At 37.1% G+C, this 19,742-nt stretch carries 27 protein-coding genes, 1 pseudogene and 2 riboswitches; of the genes and pseudogenes, 9 read left to right on the top strand and 19 right to left on the bottom strand.

The window, feature by feature from the left end:
- Window positions 1-258: 258 nt before the first annotated feature.
- From gcvPB to gcvT, 3 genes are read right to left on the bottom strand one after another with little or no spacing between them, the layout of a single operon-like run.
- Entirely contained in the window at window positions 259-1,719 is a 1,461-nt protein-coding gene (gene gcvPB / locus CKJ95_RS05070; RefSeq protein ID WP_099352303.1) for an aminomethyl-transferring glycine dehydrogenase subunit GcvPB, read from the bottom strand.
- Entirely contained in the window at window positions 1,712-3,058 is a 1,347-nt protein-coding gene (gene gcvPA / locus CKJ95_RS05065) for an aminomethyl-transferring glycine dehydrogenase subunit GcvPA (RefSeq protein WP_099352302.1), read from the bottom strand. Before gcvPA ends, gcvPB begins: the two co-directional genes overlap by 8 nt.
- Before the next feature lie 27 nt (window positions 3,059-3,085).
- A complete protein-coding gene (gcvT, locus tag CKJ95_RS05060) occupies window positions 3,086-4,189 on the bottom strand; it encodes a glycine cleavage system aminomethyltransferase GcvT (RefSeq protein WP_099352301.1) in 1,104 nt (367 codons plus the stop codon).
- Between the two features lie 324 nt (window positions 4,190-4,513).
- Window positions 4,514-4,606, bottom strand: a riboswitch (glycine riboswitch).
- A gap of 293 nt (window positions 4,607-4,899) precedes the next feature.
- On the opposite strand from gcvT, the gene CKJ95_RS05055 reads away from it, so the two are divergent.
- The 4 genes from CKJ95_RS05055 to CKJ95_RS05040 all read left to right on the top strand — a co-directional run bounded on the left by CKJ95_RS05055 (window position 4,900) and on the right by CKJ95_RS05040 (window position 8,490).
- Window positions 4,900-6,591 carry a DEAD/DEAH box helicase gene (locus CKJ95_RS05055; RefSeq protein WP_099352300.1) on the top strand — a complete coding sequence of 564 codons (1,692 nt, stop codon included), beginning with the start codon at window positions 4,900-4,902 and terminating at the stop codon, window positions 6,589-6,591.
- Window positions 6,569-7,363, top strand: a complete 795-nt coding sequence (locus CKJ95_RS05050) for a YqhG family protein (RefSeq protein WP_099352299.1) — start codon at window positions 6,569-6,571, stop codon at window positions 7,361-7,363. The genes CKJ95_RS05055 and CKJ95_RS05050 overlap by 23 nt, the downstream gene beginning before the upstream one ends.
- A gap of 378 nt (window positions 7,364-7,741) precedes the next feature.
- Window positions 7,742-7,831: riboswitch (cyclic di-GMP riboswitch) on the top strand.
- Window positions 7,832-7,861: 30 nt separating this feature from the next.
- Window positions 7,862-7,990 carry an anti-repressor SinI family protein gene (locus tag CKJ95_RS05045; RefSeq protein ID WP_099352325.1) on the top strand — a complete coding sequence of 43 codons (129 nt, stop codon included), beginning with the start codon at window positions 7,862-7,864 and terminating at the stop codon, window positions 7,988-7,990.
- Window positions 7,991-8,163: 173 nt separating this feature from the next.
- Window positions 8,164-8,490 carry a helix-turn-helix domain-containing protein gene (locus CKJ95_RS05040; RefSeq protein WP_099352298.1) on the top strand — a complete coding sequence of 109 codons (327 nt, stop codon included), beginning with the start codon at window positions 8,164-8,166 and terminating at the stop codon, window positions 8,488-8,490.
- 42 nt (window positions 8,491-8,532) lie between these two features.
- On the opposite strand, the gene CKJ95_RS23185 is transcribed toward CKJ95_RS05040, so the two are convergent.
- The 6 genes from CKJ95_RS23185 to CKJ95_RS05015 all read right to left on the bottom strand — a co-directional run bounded on the left by CKJ95_RS23185 (window position 8,533) and on the right by CKJ95_RS05015 (window position 12,319).
- Window positions 8,533-8,742 (bottom strand): hypothetical protein, encoded by a 210-nt coding sequence (locus CKJ95_RS23185; RefSeq protein ID WP_142353923.1) that lies wholly within the window; start codon window positions 8,740-8,742, stop codon window positions 8,533-8,535.
- Between the two features lie 15 nt (window positions 8,743-8,757).
- Window positions 8,758-9,054: a DUF5658 family protein gene (locus CKJ95_RS05035; RefSeq protein WP_142353922.1), complete on the bottom strand. Its 297-nt coding sequence runs from the start codon at window positions 9,052-9,054 to the stop codon at window positions 8,758-8,760.
- A 110-nt stretch (window positions 9,055-9,164) separates the two neighbouring features.
- Window positions 9,165-9,785, bottom strand: a complete 621-nt coding sequence (locus CKJ95_RS05030) for an LPXTG cell wall anchor domain-containing protein (protein ID WP_180271410.1) — start codon at window positions 9,783-9,785, stop codon at window positions 9,165-9,167.
- Window positions 9,786-9,880: 95 nt separating this feature from the next.
- The gene (locus CKJ95_RS05025) at window positions 9,881-10,663 is read right to left on the bottom strand and encodes a TasA family protein (RefSeq protein ID WP_099352295.1); all 783 of its coding nucleotides are present in this window, start codon (window positions 10,661-10,663) and stop codon (window positions 9,881-9,883) included.
- A gap of 86 nt (window positions 10,664-10,749) precedes the next feature.
- Window positions 10,750-11,322: a signal peptidase I SipW gene (gene sipW / locus CKJ95_RS05020; protein ID WP_099352294.1), complete on the bottom strand. Its 573-nt coding sequence runs from the start codon at window positions 11,320-11,322 to the stop codon at window positions 10,750-10,752.
- A gap of 28 nt (window positions 11,323-11,350) precedes the next feature.
- Entirely contained in the window at window positions 11,351-12,319 is a 969-nt protein-coding gene (locus CKJ95_RS05015) for a fibronectin type III domain-containing protein (RefSeq protein WP_099352293.1), read from the bottom strand.
- 342 nt (window positions 12,320-12,661) lie between these two features.
- Here CKJ95_RS05015 and CKJ95_RS05010 point away from each other — a divergent pair, with 342 nt between their 5' ends.
- Window positions 12,662-13,036, top strand: a complete 375-nt coding sequence (locus CKJ95_RS05010; RefSeq protein WP_099352292.1) for a helix-turn-helix domain-containing protein — start codon at window positions 12,662-12,664, stop codon at window positions 13,034-13,036.
- The gene (locus CKJ95_RS05005; protein WP_099352291.1) at window positions 13,033-13,161 is read left to right on the top strand and encodes an anti-repressor SinI family protein; all 129 of its coding nucleotides are present in this window, start codon (window positions 13,033-13,035) and stop codon (window positions 13,159-13,161) included. The genes CKJ95_RS05010 and CKJ95_RS05005 overlap by 4 nt, the downstream gene beginning before the upstream one ends.
- A gap of 32 nt (window positions 13,162-13,193) precedes the next feature.
- Here CKJ95_RS05005 and CKJ95_RS05000 read toward each other — a convergent pair whose 3' ends face one another.
- The gene (locus tag CKJ95_RS05000) at window positions 13,194-13,802 is read right to left on the bottom strand and encodes a hypothetical protein (RefSeq protein ID WP_099352290.1); all 609 of its coding nucleotides are present in this window, start codon (window positions 13,800-13,802) and stop codon (window positions 13,194-13,196) included.
- 108 nt (window positions 13,803-13,910) lie between these two features.
- Window positions 13,911-14,531 (bottom strand): hypothetical protein, encoded by a 621-nt coding sequence (locus CKJ95_RS04995; RefSeq protein WP_099352289.1) that lies wholly within the window; start codon window positions 14,529-14,531, stop codon window positions 13,911-13,913.
- Window positions 14,532-14,631: 100 nt separating this feature from the next.
- Between CKJ95_RS04995 and CKJ95_RS04990 the strand changes: the two genes are divergently transcribed.
- Together CKJ95_RS04990 and CKJ95_RS04985 are read left to right on the top strand one after the other, a co-directional pair.
- Window positions 14,632-14,976: a YqzG/YhdC family protein gene (locus CKJ95_RS04990; RefSeq protein ID WP_373604830.1), complete on the top strand. Its 345-nt coding sequence runs from the start codon at window positions 14,632-14,634 to the stop codon at window positions 14,974-14,976.
- Between the two features lie 61 nt (window positions 14,977-15,037).
- Window positions 15,038-15,394, top strand: coding sequence for a DUF2512 family protein (locus tag CKJ95_RS04985; RefSeq protein WP_180271409.1), 357 nt, complete (start codon window positions 15,038-15,040; stop codon window positions 15,392-15,394).
- A 42-nt stretch (window positions 15,395-15,436) separates the two neighbouring features.
- Here CKJ95_RS04985 and moaA read toward each other — a convergent pair whose 3' ends face one another.
- On the bottom strand, window positions 15,437-16,459 hold the full coding sequence (gene moaA / locus CKJ95_RS04980) for a GTP 3',8-cyclase MoaA (protein ID WP_099352287.1): 1,023 nt from the start codon (window positions 16,457-16,459) through the stop codon (window positions 15,437-15,439).
- 262 nt (window positions 16,460-16,721) lie between these two features.
- On the opposite strand from moaA, the pseudogene CKJ95_RS04975 reads away from it, so the two are divergent.
- A pseudogene (locus CKJ95_RS04975) lies at window positions 16,722-16,916 on the top strand (hypothetical protein); the annotation flags it as partial.
- A 28-nt stretch (window positions 16,917-16,944) separates the two neighbouring features.
- Here CKJ95_RS04975 and CKJ95_RS04970 read toward each other — a convergent pair.
- The 7 genes from CKJ95_RS04970 to comGC form a co-directional block, all read right to left on the bottom strand.
- On the bottom strand, window positions 16,945-17,136 hold the full coding sequence (locus CKJ95_RS04970; RefSeq protein WP_099352285.1) for a YqzE family protein: 192 nt from the start codon (window positions 17,134-17,136) through the stop codon (window positions 16,945-16,947).
- Window positions 17,137-17,240: 104 nt separating this feature from the next.
- Window positions 17,241-17,765, bottom strand: a complete 525-nt coding sequence (locus CKJ95_RS04965; protein ID WP_099352284.1) for a shikimate kinase — start codon at window positions 17,763-17,765, stop codon at window positions 17,241-17,243.
- 80 nt (window positions 17,766-17,845) lie between these two features.
- Entirely contained in the window at window positions 17,846-18,229 is a 384-nt protein-coding gene (gene comGG / locus CKJ95_RS04960) for a competence type IV pilus minor pilin ComGG (RefSeq protein ID WP_099352283.1), read from the bottom strand.
- Window positions 18,226-18,666, bottom strand: coding sequence for a competence type IV pilus minor pilin ComGF (gene comGF, locus CKJ95_RS04955; RefSeq protein WP_099352323.1), 441 nt, complete (start codon window positions 18,664-18,666; stop codon window positions 18,226-18,228). The genes comGG and comGF overlap by 4 nt, the downstream gene beginning before the upstream one ends.
- Window positions 18,656-18,997, bottom strand: a complete 342-nt coding sequence (locus tag CKJ95_RS04950) for a type II secretion system protein (RefSeq protein ID WP_099352282.1) — start codon at window positions 18,995-18,997, stop codon at window positions 18,656-18,658. Before CKJ95_RS04950 ends, comGF begins: the two co-directional genes overlap by 11 nt.
- Window positions 18,981-19,457 (bottom strand): competence type IV pilus minor pilin ComGD, encoded by a 477-nt coding sequence (gene comGD / locus CKJ95_RS24055; protein ID WP_373604832.1) that lies wholly within the window; start codon window positions 19,455-19,457, stop codon window positions 18,981-18,983. The genes CKJ95_RS04950 and comGD overlap by 17 nt, the downstream gene beginning before the upstream one ends.
- Window positions 19,405-19,734 carry a competence type IV pilus major pilin ComGC gene (comGC, locus tag CKJ95_RS04940; protein WP_099352280.1) on the bottom strand — a complete coding sequence of 110 codons (330 nt, stop codon included), beginning with the start codon at window positions 19,732-19,734 and terminating at the stop codon, window positions 19,405-19,407. Before comGC ends, comGD begins: the two co-directional genes overlap by 53 nt.
- Between the last annotated feature and the right edge of the window lie 8 nt (window positions 19,735-19,742).

Here is a 19,742-nt window from a genome sequence, read left to right as displayed (position 1 = left end):
TGTGTTCAGTTTTCAAAGAACTTTTTCACCGCCGCTCAAAAGCGACTTTAACAATATATCATCTAACAACATTTCATGTCAACAACTTTTTAAAGAAGTTTTTTCTTCTTTATTAGTTGTGACTCAATCAATCACGTTGTCGTGATGACTTAACTTATATTATCAGCCCTCCGTATATTTTTCAATAGTTTATACCACGGTAATTTATGGTAAAAGAAGAGACTCATCCAAATTAGGACGAGTCTCTTCTATATATACTTATTGTTTTTGATATCGTAACACTGGTTTTCTAGCTGCTAAAGTTTCATCAAGTCGACTTACGACTGTTGTATGCGGTGCTTCTTGAACGATTTCTGGATTCTCTTCTGCTTCTTTTGCAATTTGAATCATAGCTTCGATGAAGTCATCTAGTGTTTCTTTAGATTCTGTTTCCGTTGGTTCAATCATCATACATTCCTCAACATTTAATGGGAAGTAGATAGTTGGTGGGTGATAACCAAAATCAAGTAATCGTTTTGCAATATCTAATGTACGAACACCCAATTTCTTTTGACGTCTACCTGAAATGACAAATTCATGTTTACAATGTCTATCATATGGTAGGTCAAAATATGGTTCTAGACGACGCATCATGTAGTTTGCATTGATAACCGCATTTTCAGTTACAGCTTTAAGTCCATCTGGCCCCATTGAACGAATGTAGGTATATGCACGAACATTGATACCGAAGTTTCCATAGTATGGTTTTACGCGTCCAATTGAATGTGGACGGTTGTGATCAAATTGATAGCCTTCTTCTGTTTTAACGAGTACTGGTTTTGGAAGGTAAGCTATTAGATCTTCCTTCACACCAACTGGGCCTGAACCTGGTCCCCCACCGCCATGAGGTCCTGTAAAGGTTTTGTGTAGGTTTAAGTGAACCACGTCAAATCCCATATCTCCAGGGCGCGCCTTACTTAATACCGCATTTAGGTTTGCGCCGTCATAGTATACTTTACCACCGGCAGAGTGAATGATTTCTGTCATTTCAAGAATATTTTCTTCAAATAGACCTAATGTATTAGGGTTTGTTAACATTAATGCCGCAGTGTCTGGTCCAACTACACGACGTAAATCCTCTAAATCAACTAGTCCATCTTCATTGGATTTTACTGTAATGGTTTCAAAGCCTGCAACTGTTGCAGATGCAGGGTTTGTACCGTGTGCAGAGTCTGGTACAATTACTTTTGTACGAGCTGAATCGTTGTTTGCTTCATGGTACGCACGAATCATCATTAATCCAGTCCACTCACCATGTGCACCTGCCGCTGGTTGAAGGGTAACTTCATCCATTCCAGTGATTTCTTTTAGGTGTTCTTGCAGGTCATACATTAATTCCATTGCACCTTGGACAGTACTTTCATCTTGTAATGGATGGATGTGAGCAAATCCATTGTAGCGAGCTACATTTTCATTTATTTTCGGATTGTATTTCATTGTACATGAACCTAATGGATAAAATCCTGAGTCCACCCCGTGGTTACGCTTGGACAATGCTGTATAGTGACGCATGATATCTAATTCTGATACTTCCGGTAGTTCTGGCTCCTCTACTCGAAGATAGTCACTAGGGATAACTTCATCAATGTTGATTTCAGGTACGTCTAAATCTGGCAAACTATAACCAATTCGGCCTGGCTTAGATAGTTCAAAAATTAATGGTTGATCTTGCTTATTCATGGCTATCCCCCAATTCTTTTACAAAAGTATCAATCTCTTCTTTTGTACGAAGCTCAGTAACTGCTACTAACATATGACCCTCTAACTCTGGGTAGTCACGACCTAAATCATATCCACCGATAATTCCATTTTCTAATAAACGAGCATTCGCTTCTTTAACTGATTTACCTACTTTTACAACAAATTCATTGAAGAATGGCCCTTCAAATGCAATTTCAAAACCATTCGCTGCAAATTGTTGTTTAGCATAATAGGCTTTTTGAATGTTTTGTGTTGAAATCTCTTTTACACCTTTTTTGCCTAGTGCTGTCATCGCAACCGATGCTGCTAATGCGTTAAGAGCTTGGTTCGAACAAATATTTGAAGTAGCTTTGTCACGACGAATATGTTGTTCACGTGCTTGAAGTGTTAATACAAAGCCGCGTTTTCCTTGTTCGTCTACTGTTTGACCAACTAGACGGCCAGGTACTTTACGCATAAGTTTTGATGTTACTGCAAAATATCCACAGTGTGGTCCACCAAATGCAGCTGGGATACCAAATGGCTGTGCATCCCCAACCACGATATCAGCTCCAAGCTTTCCAGGAGGTGTTAATGCTCCAAGTGCTAATGGGTTGCTTGAAACAACGAACATACTTTTACCTGTATGAGCAACTGCTTCAATTTCTTTTAATGGTTCAATTTGACCAAAGAAATTTGGATATTGAACAATGACACAAGCTACATCGTTATCCATTAGAGCGTTCAATGCTTCAACGTCAGTAACACCGTTCTTTGTTGGGACTTCAACAACCTCAATGTATTGACCCTTTGCATATGTTTCAAGAACTAATCTAGATTCTGGGTGTACTCCCTGTGAAACCAAAACCTTTTTATTTCTTGTACTACCAGAAGCTAACATCGCTGCTTCTGCGAGTGAAGTTCCACCGTCATACATAGAAGAGTTTGCTACGTCCATTCCAGTTAGCTCACAGATCATTGTTTGGAATTCAAAAATCGCTTGTAGCTCACCTTGAGAAATCTCAGGCTGGTATGGTGTATAAGCTGTATAAAATTCTGAACGTGAAAGAACATGATCCACAATTACTGGCATGTAGTGATCATACACACCTGCACCTAAGAAGGAAGCATTGTGGCGTAAATCAGCATTTTTTGCTGCAAGTGCAAAGAGTTCCTTCATTAAACTTGACTCTGATTTTGCCTTCTTAATGTTGTATTCGCCTTTAAATCGAACACTTTCTGGAATATCATTAAAAAGCTCATCGACTGTAGATACGCCGATTGACTGAAGCATTTCGTTTTTATCTTGTTCCGTCATTGGTAAATAACGATGTTTCATTGATGTACCCCTTTCCCAATTATCCATTTATTTTTTTGGTCGCTTATAAAATGGTGTTGCAACTATTACTGCTTTAAGGCGTTTTTTACGAACTTGAACTTCGACTTCTTTTCCTAGTTCGGCATGCTCTGATTTAATAAGAACTAAACCGATATTTTTCTGAAGAGTTGGCGATTGAGTCCCAGTTGTAACTTCACCCACTTGCTCATCTTCAAGATATACTTCATAGCCATGACGAGGAATTCCTTTGTCAATCATTTCAATTCCTACGATTTTACGCGGAGCGCCTTCTGCTTTTTGCTGTTTTAACACTTCTTTACCAATAAAATCGGCCTCTTTATTCGGCTTAACCGCAAATCCGATTCCTGCTTCGATTGGCGTGATATCCTTTGAAAGTTCTTGTCCATAAAGGGCAAGATTTGCTTCAAATCGTAATGTATCACGTGCACCTAGTCCACATGGTAAAACACCTTCAGGTTCTCCAGCTTCTAAAATGGAATTCCATAGGTCAGCTGTGTCTTCAGCTTGGCAATAGACTTCAAAACCATCTTCTCCTGTGTAACCTGTTCTAGAAACTAGTGTTTTCTTTCCAGCGATTTCGACATCGTCTTGGAATTTAAAAAACTTGATTTCACTTAAATCTGTGTTTGATATCTTTTGTAAAACTACTTCTGCTAGCGGCCCTTGAATTGCTATTTGTCCGATTTCATTCGAGATGTTTACGACTTCCACATCACCAAAGACATGCTGTTTCAGCCAATCAAAATCTTTGTCAGTATTTGATGCATTTACAACAAGTAAGTAGTGGTCATCAGATTTTTTATAGATTAGTAGGTCATCAACCGTTCCACCGTTTTCATAGCACATTGCTGTATATTGTGTTGCGCCATCTTTTAATAGTGAAACATCATTTGTCATCATTTTTTGGAGAAAAGCTAAGCTGTCCTTTCCTTTCACATCAATTTCACCCATATGTGAAACATCAAAAAGACCTGCTTTAGTACGAACTGCTTCATGTTCCTCTTTAATACTAGAAAATTGGACTGGAAGATCCCATCCACCAAAATCAATTGTTTTGGCGCCATGCTTTTGATATTCATCAAATAATGGTGTTCGTTTTAATTCAGACAACCGAATTCCTCCTTAACATTGATCGTTTTAGTAAGCTACTTGGGTTATCGCACCAAAACCAAAAGATTCTGAAAATGCAAAAAAGGACAGATAAACTCCACAGCATTGTGAAGTCTCTGTCCTTGCACCTGAAAGTTTACCTAATTGATGGTCAATAAGGTTTGCCCCTTTGGTGGCCATTCAGGTCATTATAGCGGCGAATCTCTTCGTCAGTTCGTTTTTCCGGTCCTCACGTATTGTTTAATACGCTCCGGTCCTCAAAACTTCACTTCCTCGACCTTCTTGCTTTTAATGCCCTGAAATTATCGGCTCTCTCCAGAGTTGCGTCAAACAAGAGTCTTTTTGCCTGAGAGATTCACAATCGGCTTGCTTGCTCCTTCGGCGCTACAAAAATGTAGTCTCTCCCCTTGTTCTCATTCGCGGTCTTCATATTTTTCATTTTTTTGGTAATACTAACGAAACGACTATGGAAATTTTATCATGTCCAAGCCCAAAAGCTCTTATTTTATCATTTAATTTAATTTGCTAACCCCTACTGAATAGCGTAGAGAAGCGTTTTCGAACTACCTTCATCCTACCATCATCTAGAGATTTGGGCAATAACTTATTTTCTTAACATTAATTTATTTTTTCGGAAAAACGTTCGGATTTTAAGAAAAACCTTACTTTCTTCTATATTATATATCTCAACTAAGAAAGGACTGTATTTTATGAATGTCGATTTTGAATTTGATCAGTCGTGGCAAGGTGACTTTCTGCAACGAATTGACGATGACGGTCCTTGGGCGAACTGGGAGTTATATAAACTTGCATATGAAGTAGAAAAACACCAGTCGATACCTGAATTCGAAGGACTTCAGGCTCCTAAGCATTTACCACAGTTAACACCACTACCACATCAACTTGAAGTTGCAAAGCAAGTGGTAGAAAAAATGAACGGAAAAGCCATTTTAGCTGATGAAGTTGGGCTTGGAAAAACGATAGAGGCTGGCCTCATTTTGAAAGAATACATGATTCGTGGACTGGTGAAGAAGGTATTGATCCTTGTGCCGGCATCCCTTGTGTCACAATGGGCTTCGGAATTAAATCAAAAGTTTTATATTCCAGCGGTTCAGCAAAAAAAGAGCTATATGTGGGAGCAATATGATGTCATTGTTTCGTCAATTGATACAGCAAAAAGAAGTCCACATCGTGAAATTGTGTATGAACAGGATTATGATTTAATCATTATCGATGAGGCTCACAAGCTCAAAAACAACAAAACCAAAAACTATGAATTTGTTCAAAACCTGAAAAAGAAGTTTTGTTTACTATTAACGGCTACTCCGATTCAAAACCGTATCGATGAAATTTTTAATCTGGTGTCATTACTGAAACCTGGGCACTTAGGGAATCAGGAGAATTTTGAGGAATCGTTCGGAAAGAAAAGTCGTTCGATCGAAGACCATGAGCATTTGAAAGAATTAGTGAATAAGGTAATGATTCGAAATCGCCGTGATGATACGGGTATTGAATGGACAAAACGCAAGGTAGAAACAGTGCCAATCGAATTTTCTGAGACGGAACAGGAACTATATAATGCGATTTCGGCCTATCGGTCTAGCTTTTCAGGCTTTGCATCCAGTATGTTCTCGATCTTAACCTTACAAAGAGAGGCTTGTAGTAGTCGAGAGGCTGTCTACTTTACGTTAAAAAAAATGCTTGAGAAAAAGAACGAAGACGGAAGTAGTGCGGTTCCTGAGGATATGGTAATGGGTCTGATGAAAAAGGTTGAACTGGTTACCCAAAATTCTAAGGCTGAAAAAGCGGTTGAATTAATCAAGCAAATCGATGATAAAGTCATCATTTTCACCGAATACCGTGCAACCCAAGTGTATTTACAATGGTTCCTGCAACAAAATGGAATTTCATCTGTTCCTTTTAGAGGTGGATTTAAACGCGGGAAAAAGGATTGGATGAGAGAGTTGTTTAAAGGAAAGTTCCAGGTGTTGATTGCAACAGAAGCTGGTGGTGAAGGAATTAACCTACAATTCTGTAACCATATAATCAATTATGACCTCCCTTGGAATCCAATGAGGCTTGAGCAACGGATTGGCCGTATTCACCGCCTAGGTCAGGAAAAGGATGTTCATATTTATAATTTCGCAACAAAGAATACGGTCGAAGAGCATATTTTAAAGCTATTATATGAAAAAATTAATCTGTTTGAACGTGTCATTGGACAATTGGATGATATCTTAACAAGATTGGATCTTGGAAACATTGAAGACCATATTCAGGACATCATGCTTCGTTCGCGCAGTGAGGGTGAAATGAAAATTAAGATGGAAAATTTAACTTCTATCATAAGCTTTGAAGAACAAAATGGTGGTGAGCAGCGTGCAGCAACAGGAAATAGTTAACTTTCTCGAGAATTATTTTGTTTCGAACCATTGTGAAATTCTTGAACGTCATCCCGGGTATATGACCGTACAACTAACGATTGATTTAGATAAGCAACTTATGAACCGCCCCTTTTATTGGACATATGTTGAAAAAACTGGCGGAGAACCGAATCCGATGAAACTTACATTAATTACGGATCGGGACCAAACACCTGATAATGTCAAGGGGGACTTTATCCATTTTGGTGCCCCCCGTTTACATCAAATCTTTGAATCAACAAAAAAGCTCGCAAGCTATATACGCTTGTATCAACAATCACCACCCGGTGCACAAGGGAACACCCCTCTTTATCCTTGGCTCGGGTTGAATATAAAAGTATCATATAAAAGTGACCGCAAGCGCGATGTGTTGATGTCACTTGGATTGCAGCTTATTAATGGAATCATTGTTGAAGATTTTCAAGAAAAGGTTGAAAAGTTGCCTCTTACTCCGAAAATACCTGATCACACCTATACAATGTCACCTCTTGTTAAACCACAAAGTGGCATTAACCGTCTCCAGCAATATGTGAGAGGGTATGTTGAAACCCAGGACCACTCTTGGGCAGATGAAGCAAGAAGACGCTGGGACGAAGATTTAGCTTTGTTAGATTCCTTTTATGAGGGAATCGACGAAAAACCAGAAAGCTACGAAATTGAAAAAGAAGCACTCAAAGAGCAATACGAACCGAAAGTTCTTGTCGAAATAATCAATGGTGGGTTGTTTTATCTTTGTCAAAACACGATGTAAAATTGGCCTATCCTCACCTCCGAGGGTAGGTTTATATTTTTGTGAGGGTATTTTATAGAAAATCGTTCGACAAATACCTTACATTTTTATGGTAATTTTACAAAAAAACGTGTTTAAATACCACTATGTATTAACTTCCCCCTCCACCAAGTTTACATTTCGTAGGTCTAAATCCCTATCTTTCGAGTTTATTCTACACAAATAGTAAGAAACAGCCAAAGTTCGATTGGACGGACGAACTATTATTTGTCTTTTATAAATATTTTGACATCGACATATTTTTACAGAAAGTTTGAATTTCATGTTTTATACTTCTAAATGTAATACAAAGGTTCTATACATAAGGGACTATCGTTTTAGGTAGACGGCTTAGGTTCGAACAGATAAAGGCAAACCTATTGAAAAATAGGGACGCAAAGTCACAGGTCTAAGATTGGACGTAACAATTAAGACGGCTGGACTGCCTGGAATACTAATTGTATTTTGGGAGGAAACGAAATGGTAAATGAAGTACAAAACAAAGATGAGCAATTGGATCAAGATTGGATCGACCTTATTTTAGAAGCAGTGGAGATGGGAATGAGCGTCCAGGATATTCAAGCTTTCCTCCAAAGTAAACCAGCATAACGGACCTTATCTATACAAATAATAATATTGAAGCTACGGATTGGAAACATAAGGATGCTAGGGAACTCGGTGACAACGGGTTGTTCTTTTATTTTTCAGTTTTTTGTGTTCTTATTATAAAACATTTTCTTCGTTATATGCTATAATAGGTATATGAAGGAAGGTGAGAAAGAATGATTGGTCAACGTATTAAAACATTTCGTTTGCAAAAACAATTATCTCTATCTGAACTAGCAGATCGCGCAGGAGTTGCCAAATCATACTTGAGCTCTATCGAACGGAATCTCCAATCAAACCCTTCTATCCAATTTCTTGAAAAGATATCTACAGTATTAGGAGTAACGGTCAACGAATTACTCCATGAACAAACAGAACCTGAAAGTGTAGAACTTGATTCAGAATGGACTAGACTTGTTCGCGAGGCAATGAAATCAGGAGTTTCCAAAGAGGAATTTCGATCATTCTTAGAATTTAATAAGTGGAAAATGGATAATAAATAGAAAATGCTTCGGCACATCGGTTGCCTGAAGCATTTTTTATTTTTATATGTATGTATCGAATGTTGAATTACTGTGGGATTCAGATTGTTGGAGAATTGGGTATTTTTTCTGTATAGATGAAGGGTATGCTTCACCAGCATCGCTGGCACGAAATGTTGTGAGATTATGGTTACAAATTGGGCAATTCCATTCACCAAGCTTACTGCTGCTAAAAGATGGTCGATAACATCTTGGACAGGTTTTTGTATACATAAGTACTCCTCCCATTTAGAAAATTTGAGTAATCCAATAGCCATGGAGGATAAAAACATATGCGTATAAAGCTGTGGCTACATAGGATAAAGAACGAATTAATCGGTTAACTGGAAAAAGAATGATAAAATAAAGTGAAATCAAACATAAAGAAAGCATTGCTTTAATAAGTAAAAATAAGTGCGGATGGATTTCGTATATGGTGTACATTAACGGATTAGCTTCCGATATATGGCCGCCTAGAATACCAAAATGAGTGATAAATGCATCTAATAGATTTAGGGCTGCTAGAAAAATGAATAAGTGTTTCATAGTGAACCTCGCTTGAATGTTTGTATAATGGATTTTTTTGTTCTTAATAATGAACATTAGGTGCACAAAGTAGACCTTGATTTTCATCTTTTTATCCAATCAAGGTCAAATTACGTGCGTTTCGTATCTATTTTTCTTCTTTTCAAATAAGCAAATAAGATAAAACCCACTAAAATTAAAGCTGCACCTGTTGCTAAAAGGTTGAACATATCAGAACCTGTGGTTGGAAGTTTGTTGTCTACCGGAAGTGTGCCACCTAGAGTACCTTCCACATAGAATTTAAACTGAAATTTACTAGTTAAACCTTGAAATTCATTTCCCAATTCACTAGGAATCTTAACATTAAAAAATAGTTCTTCTGAATGCCCATTTTGAAGTTTTCTAGCTTTCAATTTATCAAAATCTTTTATTTGTCCTTCAAACAATGTTTCTTTTGAATCCGAAACTTTAATTAAAAGCTCATTATAAAACTCTTCGGAGCCACCTGTAAATTTATTGGAAAATAGATACTCTAAATCTTCCTTCCCACTATTTGTTAAAAATATTTTTCTTTCGATAACATCTCCAGGTCTTAAATTACTTATATCAAATAAAATCTTTTCCGGTGTGGTTAACAAGTTTATTTCTTTTGTTTCCGTGGCTTCTGCGATATTTATATTTGAAAAAGAAAATATTAATAATAGTACAATACAAAACAAAAAGTTCTTAATGATCATTTCTTTAATTTTCACTGACATACCCCTTTAAAAAAATTTAGTTTTTAAGGGAATTCTATAAAAAGGGTGGGTACCCCACCCTTTTTATAAAAATTACTATTTATTTAAAATTAGTCGTTCCAAGCATCCTCATCCGTAACTTGTGGATTGACAAGATTGCTATTACTTACTTTGTCTAGTTTACCTTTATATTCTTTATTACCTTCGATATAGCCATTTGGTCCGCCCATTTCTTGCTTCTTGGAACCAATTTCCTGTCTTGCTTCTAGGTTAAAGTCCACTAATGCCTTCATACCTTGTAGTTTGTTCTGATTTTGACCATTATCTTCAAATTCGATTGCAATACGGTATCTTCTATCTGGAGTTTCATCCACTCCTATTCCTCCAGGAGTCAATGTTAATCTTCCTTCTTTAACAAATTGTTCTTTGAAATAATCAGCAGGGTTACCATTAATTACGTCATATAAGCTGACAGCGCCACCATCCAGTAAGGATATAGCCTTTTCATCCGGATCACCGACTTTATCTACAAAGTAATATACCTTTAATGATCTTAAGAAATCATTAGTATCCCCTTTAGTTCCAAGTTCATCAGTAACTGTAGCAGTTACATCCATAAACACATCTTCAATTGCAAGGGACCCAGTATTATCAAATTTAAATGTTCTTTCAAATTTATCTCCAGGTCTGATATTATTTAAATCAAAGTTGATCGGCCATTTATTACCAAGGTCACCATACAATGCCTTTACATCAATGTCCAAAGTTCCTGATTGGAAAGCATTATGAATAGTTGCCTCATCAGTAAAGTAAGCAAACGTTCCTCCCCCAACTAATGATAAACCTAATGCTGCTGATGCCATTCCTAAACCTAATTTCTTTTTAATACTCATTACTTCTCCTCCTAATTTTCCCTCTTTTTGAGGTATGTAATTTTTTATATATTGAACCCTTATTCTAGATAAGGTGGACAACCAAATTAAACTGTTTTTTGAATTTTTTCTACTACTTTTGGTTTTTCAAGTTCTTTTAAGGCTCTAAAGATTGTAAATCCTGAGTAACATAGGAGTAATACTCCTGGTAGAATCAACAGTAACGCAGTTCCATTCTTTGATTTAGCATAATCTATAAAATAACCAACGTATGGGACTGTAACTCCTGTATAAACACCTACTACATTTTGTGATACTACTGGACTAGAGTCAGGGTCAGCGTTATTATCACCCTTAGTTTTGTATAGTACCTGTTCACCATTCTTCACTACCTCAATAATTCTGTGGGTAACCAAAGCATCATTTGTTTCCATAAAGGTAATAACATCATCTTTTTTCAAATCTGTTGGGTTTTCTGCTGGTTTTACAGCAATAATGGATCCAGTTTTAAAGGTTGGTTCCATGGATCCTGATAGGACTGTTTTTAACTGATATCCTAGAAAATTAGGTTCCCCACCGGATGCTTTCGAAGAAATTACTATAAAAATCATCATTATTAATAGTAAGAATAGAAGCCATGTTATTAAACTACTAGTAATTTTTAAAATTTTTTTTGACATGTTTACACCACCAATAATTGTTTTTAGATTAATTAACTGTTAATGATTCACCCGTTGATTCATTCCCGAATGTATCCATTGTAGTAATCTTAATAGTAATTTTTTCATTTCCATTATTTTTATAATCAACTGTTTCAACGGTTAATTTATCAAACATTAACTTCTCATCAATATAGACCCTTACAAATGCAAAATCTGAATCTGATGGGTTAGTCCAGGCTAGGGTTAAATTTGCTCCATTTCCACCTATGCTTAGTCCAGAAACTTCTGCGGGTGGTTCTTTATCAGTTTTAATTTCTTCATCTTCAGAGGTGTTTTCTGTTGGATCTACTGCTGAATCCTCTTTTGTTTTTTCCGTTGTTTCTTCTGTTTCAACAGAAATTGTTGTTACTTCAATAACCTGTTCAGTCTTTTCCGTTTTACTGTTTTTATGAACAGTTCTTAATTTGTAAACATATTTTGAATTAGGCTCTAAACCCGTGTCAACAAATTCACCGTTAGTAATGTTCGCTCCAATCGGAACCGTATCATCACCCCGATAAATATTTATTGATCCAAAATTATTACCCGTTGGATTTGCCCAGGTTAACTTGATAGAATTACTGGTTGGTGTCGCATTTATCTTTGTGACAGTCTTTGCTTCTGAACAAGGGGCACTTGTATGATCATCACAACTTATTGGATTTTGCCCAGGGTTATCCGGATCCCAATCTTCTTCATCACAATCATCTGCCGGATCACAACCGTTTCCTCCACCTGCATTATCATTACAAAACTTTTTTTGGTAATCACTTTTTGGTCCCTTTTCTTTTGCACAAAAGTCTGGTGCAGCGATAATCGTTTCGGATATTGTCTCAACATCATTAAAATAAGCACCGGTATCAGATGTCAGGTAAGCCACCATTACAAAAGACAAATACCATATCGCAGCAATCTGAGCTAACAGAGCAAGTTTTCTTCCTCGCTTACCAAATTTCCTCAATCTTGTACGCCTCAATGATCCACCCTCCTCATTCGTTCTTTTCAGTGAACGTATCATCTTGTGTATTTTATTAAGAACGAAGTTGGAATATTTGTTTTTCATATTCATCAACTTCCTTTTAGATTCTGTATTTTAGTTCGTTATTGTTCTCAGTAGCGAATTTGATAGTCTGAGTATAATCCATTAGCACTAATTTTGAAAAATCTCAAAATAAGCCATTTTTTCTCAATAAAGAACATTTATCGTTCGTTTTCTCGAAATACCTCCTTTTTCCTTACTATTTTGTAATTTTATAAAGAACAGAATGTTTCTTATAATGAACGTACAGAAAGACTTTTATAATTAAGGAGAAAGAAGATGATAGGATCTAGGATTAAGGATTTGCGAAAACAAAGGAAGCTTTCCATTACAGAGCTGGCAAAGCGTGCAGGTGTATCGAAATCGTATTTAAGCTATATTGAACGAGATGTACAGAAGAATCCTTCTCTACAATTCTTATCGAAGATTGCTACTACACTAGATACAAGTATTGAATATTTGTTAGGTGAAGACCAGGACAATCAAGATGAACTTGATGGGGAATGGACGAAACTTTTACAACAAGCAATTGACGATGGGTTAAGTAAAGAGGACTTTCGAGAGTTTCAACAGTTCATCCAGTTTCGCAACTGGCAGAATGGGCAAGAAGAGTTGAATGATATTTCTACGAATCATAGTGGGGGGAAGAAATGATACTTACTTCAGTTCAAGAAACGCTGGACCAGGAATGGGTCAAGTTGTTGGTAGAAGCAAAAAATCTTGGGATTACACTTGAAGAAGTAGAGGCATTTTTCCATACTAGACAAACAATTAGTTAAAAAAAGCGACCCTCCAGGGTCGCTTTTCCTAATTAATCCCTCTTCTCAACCGCTGATAACACTAGTCCTCTTTCATTTTCTTGAGCTTTATAAGTGATATTGTTGAGTGTTGCAGTTCCGTTGATTTTTTTATCTTTGTCCCGAAGGAGTCCCAATTTATATGTGACTTTTCCAATGTCGGCTTCTTTCACTGCCTCTTCTGTGTTTGTTACAGCTACCAATAAGAAGAATGCAGCAATTGTGTCCTCATATTTATCTAAGGTTGTGCTCAGATTATCTGATTCCACGTCTTTTTTCACGATTGATAAACGAACGACCTCATTGGTTGCTTCATTTACGATTCCTTCAAGAATCATTCCGTTGTTGACATCGTGTTTGAATTCACCATTTCTAACATTCAATTTTTCAATTTTGTCGGAATCTTTCATTTCTGTTTGAGCTTCGTTCCAATTTTTAACGAGGTCTTCCGTTGTAAAGCCTAATGAGCCGAGATTCATGATTTGTTCGTCGGCTTGTTGAATTTTTGTTGCTTTTGGATCTTCTTTTTTCTCTTGTTCTTTTGCCTTGTCGTCTCCTTTACAACTGACAAGTAATAATGAACTAAGTAGCAAAATCGCAAAAATAAAAATTCGTTTCCGCATGATTTTCCTCCTACCTGCTAACTTTTCACATAAAGTTAATATGCGCGTAGAAGTATCAAATCATGCATAACGGAGCCCACAAAAAAAGCGATCAATTTAGATCGCTTTTTATTCGTAATCCTCTGTTTTGCTAATCATTACTCTTACAATATACACTTCATCGTTTTCTTTAACTGTGTCTTCAATAACATCTTCATCAATGCCAACTCTTATACCGTTTGAGCCATCCTTAACGATTAACGCAAGTGCTTGTGGCTTTTCTGATTCAATATTTATTTTATCAACGAGCTGAGTTTGAGCAGTGCCAATCGATGTATCGACTTCCAGAACTGGTGATTGCATCGTGGAAGAACCAGTGCCGTCTGTCATCGATAATGTCCACCGGGCATATGTAGCATTGTCATCCAAGTTAAAATTCATTTTGGCAGCAGCCAAAGTCATGTCTTCGTTTGTGGCGGTCGCCCCACGTGCGATATCTTCTTGTTTTTCACCATTTTTATAATGCTCAACCCAAACATGAATCATTTTTATATCTTCGTTTTTTATATTAAGGTCGTACATTAAAAGTGTATCAAAACCGAGTGAACTAATTATTTGCGTATTTTTTTCATTTTGTTTGACCGGAGTCAACACAGCATCTGCTTTCATTGCAGAATTGTTTTCATTACTACAGCCAATCAGAGCAAGTAAAATAAGAAATCCAATCGATATTTTAATTAGCCTGCCCATTAGCACTCCCCCTTTTTTCTCATAATACCATACCTTCCCATTTAACTGCATAAATTTTCCTACCGCGGGGAATTCCTAAAGTAAAAGTGAGGTGCTGTGTGTGTTGCGTAAAATATTGATTGGCTGTTGTTTCTGTTTGTTATTAACCCCAACAGTTTTTATCAACAATGAATCGGCAGCTATTTCTGCTGAGCAAAAAAAGCCAGTCCCAGAATATGCAAAATGGGGAAAGCTTGCGATGGAGGAGACACAGAAACGTTATCCTTCCGCTCAAATTGTTGATTATTTGCATGTTGGAAGACATAAGAAGAATGGAATGTATGTTGAACGTTTCAAACTTTGGCTGAAGCAGGAAAATCGTGAATTCGGTGTTTTGGTGAATATCACGTTTGAACCAGAGACTGAACGAGTTAAAAATATTACCGTTGTAGAAACAGACCGATAGTGCTTTTACATATAATCCAACTATTATGAGAAAAATATGGGGTAAAGGAGGTGTGAATGCTATGACTAACTTTATTATGAAGTTAATTTTATTACCTTTAATCGTAGCCATTTGTTCTGGCATTTTTGATAGTGTTGATTTAGTTGCATGGTATCAGCCAATCGGTATTGGCGTACTGTTAGCCATTCTTGGTTATTTAATGGAAAGAGCGATGCTTAGAAGAGATTCAACGGTGATGACAGATATTGCCGATTTTGTTACTGCAGCCCTTGTAGTATACTTTCTATCCTTGTTTTACGATGGTGCCAGGGTTACCCTTTGGGGGGCAATCTTAACAGCCCTTGTCATTACATTAGTTGAGATACCTCTACACCGCTGGTTAGTTAGGACAGGTAGAACCGAGAGATCTACAGCATGATTATTACAAAAAGAGGTGCGACATGAAGCACCTCTTTTCCATTTATCCACCTATATAGGACATTTCAATTTTCTTACGTTTCTTCGCAGTTTCCTCGGTTCGTTCATCTGAGTATCGATCACGTCTTACTTGCCAAATCGACTTAAGGGTTTCATCAATCTCATTTTCAGATACATCTGAACGTATTAATGATCTTAAATCATGGCCCGCCGTTGCAAATAGGCATGTATACAGCTTTCCATCTGCGGAAATTCGGGCTCGGGTACAGCTTGAGCAGAAGGATTCTGTAACAGATGAAATGAAACCAATTTCCACACCTGTACCTACATAACGATATCTCTTCGCTACTTCCCCATAATAATCGGCATCGACAGGTTCCAATGGCATTTCACTATGGATTAAGTCGTGGATTGCCTTTTTCGAAACGACTTGATCAAAATTCCAACCGTTTGTCGTTCCAACATCCATAAATTCAATGAAACGAAGCGTGATTCCTTTGTCTTTAAAATATCGTGCCATTGGCAGTATCTGCGAATCATTTTTTCCTTTACGGACAACCATATTCATTTTCACATGAAGTCCAGCTTCCTGTGCTGCTTCAATCCCCGCTAATACGGGCTTCACTCCTACGGAACGACCATTCATCCCTTTAAAAATATCGTTATCCATTGCATCTAGGCTAACGTTTACACGCTGTAGCCCCGCTTCTTTCAATTGCTTTGCATATTTCGGCAAGAATATGCCGTTTGTCGTGAGGGCAATATCTTCAATACCTTCTATATGAGTTAAACGCTCAACGAGCTCATGGACATTTTTTCGAACTAACGGTTCTCCACCTGTTAACCGAATCTTTTGCACACCAAGTTTGACAAAGCTTCTTGTCAACGTTTCTATTTCAGAATAGGATAATAATTCTCCTTGTTTCAAGAATTGATAATCATCCCCAAAGATTTCTTTAGGCATACAATACGAACAACGGAAATTGCATTGATCTGTGACAGAAATGCGCAAATCACGTAGAGGTCGATTCAATTGATCAACAATTTTTTCATTTTTTGTAGTCATTTAACCTGTCACTCCTACTTCTTAAGTACCTATTACTCTATCATACTAACAAATTCTTGTGAATAGAAACGATAATCCATGAATTCTGGGTTTACGAAATAATTTTCAAAATGTAGACAAACGCCCACTACTTTTAGGCTATGGTTACATATCCATGTAAGTGAGGCAAGAATAAGGAGCAATTCTAGCCCAATCACGGTAAAAAGAAATAACCCGTACCCGTAGTGGGAAATCAAAAACAGGAGGTAATTTGATGGGAGCATATAGAAGACCATATGGCTTTGGATATGGCAGACCTGGCCGGTTTTTTTGGGGAGCACCTTTAGTTGGTGGATTAGTTGGAGGACTTGTTGGAAGCACCCTTCTCAATCCGTATTTCTATGGTGGTTATGGAGGATACGGATATCCATATTATCGACCACCTTACTACCCATATGGCGGCGGTTTCTGGTATTAATCAAAAATGAGAGCCGACAGCATGACTGTCAGCTCTCTTCTTTTTTGTTCTTTTTGAACATTAGGGACACCGCAAGTGGCATAATTCCAAACCACCGATTTGTTAATGGTGGTTGTTCTTCCTTACGCTGCTTTTTTGTAGCCTTACGTACTTCTTTTGGCTGGTCTAAAGTCTTGACAATCTGTTGGGTTACAAACTTTACATAATCGTTTGTAGACATAATAACACCTGCCTCTAATCAAATGCGCCTTGGCGTGTTTGTGCCCAGATTTTTCGAACTTGCTCGAAACTTCCTTTGAAAATCTGTGGCATCCGCCGAAGGCCTTAACTGATATTATTATTTCCATCTTTTTGCAAATGTAACCACGACACTATGTCATCGACAACTTCGTCTAGATTTTTTTCAGTTGTGTCAACTTTATAATGTGCTTCATTGTAAAAAGGCATTCGCTCACTATAAAGTTTACTTGTATTGTCCTTCTTCTCTGAATCAAACAATGGTCGAGATGGGTCAATTTGAACACGTTCAAAGATTTGCTCTATATCACAATATAAGAAAATAACGTGACCATTTTCCATCATCCACTGACGATTTTCCTCTTGAATGACAATTCCACCACCGGTTGTTATCACCATATCATTTGTTGGTATTTCTTTTAGGAATGAGCGTTCATAGTTTCGAAAGGTTTGCTCACCCTCTTCTGAAAATATATCCGCAATTCTTTTTCCTATCTTTTCTTCAATAAATTGATCCGTATCAATCACCGGCAAGTGTAAGACTTGTCCAAGTTTTTGTCCGATCGTTGTTTTTCCTGCTCCCATAAATCCTGTTAAATAAACGGCTTTCATTTCTCTACTCTCCTAAAAATGCGGCCTCGTATGTGTCCACTCGATTTTTCTAAATTATAACAAAAACATCCATGTTTGTCTTAACGTAATTCAATCCAAGAACCTATCGCTTTTTTCTCATAATCATATATAAAGCGTGCACTATATTTGCGTTGTTCTTTTGTCGTGCATGAGATGGTAATTTGTGATGTTGTTGTCGTTAATGGCATAACAGTATATGATATTGTACCCGTTGGAAAGTTGAGGGAACCAGTTGCTTCTGAGCTTTCTACATCTTCCTTTAATTTAGCTTGTATTTCTCCAACGCCTAGTTGCATTAGGTTCTCCAATATAAATATCTCCTCTGTTTCCTTTGAAAAACCTTTTTCTGTCATATACGCATTTACTTGAAACGTGAACACAAGAAAAAATAAAAAAGAAATCGCAATTGTAACAGGGAGGATAAAACCTTGTTCATTTTTCATGCATCCTTAACCTCCACTGTTGTAAATGCCGAAATAACGGCTTGATACGTTTTCCCATCAACGGTTACAACTGAAATTAAAAAACCATTTGTTTTAGACTCAAATGTTACACCCGTTATTTGCTGAAGTAATACCTCATGCCCTTTTCCGTTTACCCTTCTTCTTATTTTGTCATTGTACTTTTCGAAACTCACTAACTCACCTGTCGCATTTTTAAAGAACACTGAACTATTTTTTGATACGGTAATTTCACTTGCTTCACGTACTTCCATTTTCATTTGTTGAATTAAAATTTGCCATTCAAGTTTATTGAACTGTTCACTATTGTCTCGGAACACTACACTAAGGAATGGTGATATAAATGAAAGAATCACTAGTAGAATTGAAAAAGTTACTAACATCTCAACCAAAGTAAAGCCTTTGTCATTACTCACCATTTAGATATCCACATCTTTCGTACGTTTTTGAAAGCTTGTCCTCCCATGTTATACAAAGCTCCCATTTTTGAAGCTCCTCATTAAATGTTTTAGAAAACAGATAGGTAACCCCGTTTTTTATTACCCTATCTAGATTTGATTCATCACCGTTGTACTCCTTATTAAGCTCCTCTGATAATAATTGTCTCCCCATATTATAGATTTCGGTGTTTTTTCGTTCTGTCATGATAAGCAATAGTTGGGGAAGGAGTGTTGCACAAAGCAGAAGCCAAATCGAGACTGTAATGAGCATCTCTACTAAGGTAAAACCTCGCTTATTCCTTACTAACATAAAACCTACCCTTTCCCAACAAGAACGTTACAGTATATTTGGTATCCCTATACAAAAACCAGATCTCCCCCGACCGCTGAATATTCCCATTACTTGTAAAAACCAATCTCGACCCAAGTGTGGTAATAACGATGCGAATCGCCGGGTCAATCTTTCGAACAAATACCACATCATTCGATTTCGCACTGCTAAGCTCATAATATGACCCGCTTACACTGAAATAAAGCCTTGTTGATTCATTATGGCTGATTGCGTATTGTTGGCTGTAAAAAATATCATTTTGCAGCTGTTCCAGAAAATGATCTATCTTTTTGGAGTCATGTAATGGTCTAAGCTGCAGAAGACTTATCGAGGAAATAACAATCACAATTGATAGCACAACTAAGGCTTCGATTAAAGTAAAGCCTTTATGGTTGCGTAGAGGCTGTATTTTCAACTTGTGCAACTTTTCCGTTTCCATCAATTGTAATGGTGTCACCATTTGGACAAGCTGGGATGCCATCTTTAAGATATTTATCATCCGTTAAATCTTGTTCTGTTGGGGTCTTGTCATTTTCCAACTCATACGCCTGCACCTGCGCCTCAACCATTTTCACAAGTGCATCGCACCCTTTATCTTTAATAACTGAATTATGCTTCGTCACATTGGGCACGGTTATCAAAAGCAAAATCGATACGACTAATAACACAATTAACATTTCCACAAGGGTAAACCCCTTTTGATTTTTCAATTTCATCTACATCT

Origin of the sequence: Fredinandcohnia onubensis (genome assembly GCF_002734285.1) — a bacterium.
In the GTDB taxonomy this organism is placed as follows: Bacteria; Bacillota; Bacilli; order Bacillales; family Bacillaceae_L; genus Ferdinandcohnia; species Ferdinandcohnia onubensis_A.
Note: the sequence above shows the minus strand (reverse complement) of the source record. Positions and strands in the feature narration are given on the sequence as shown.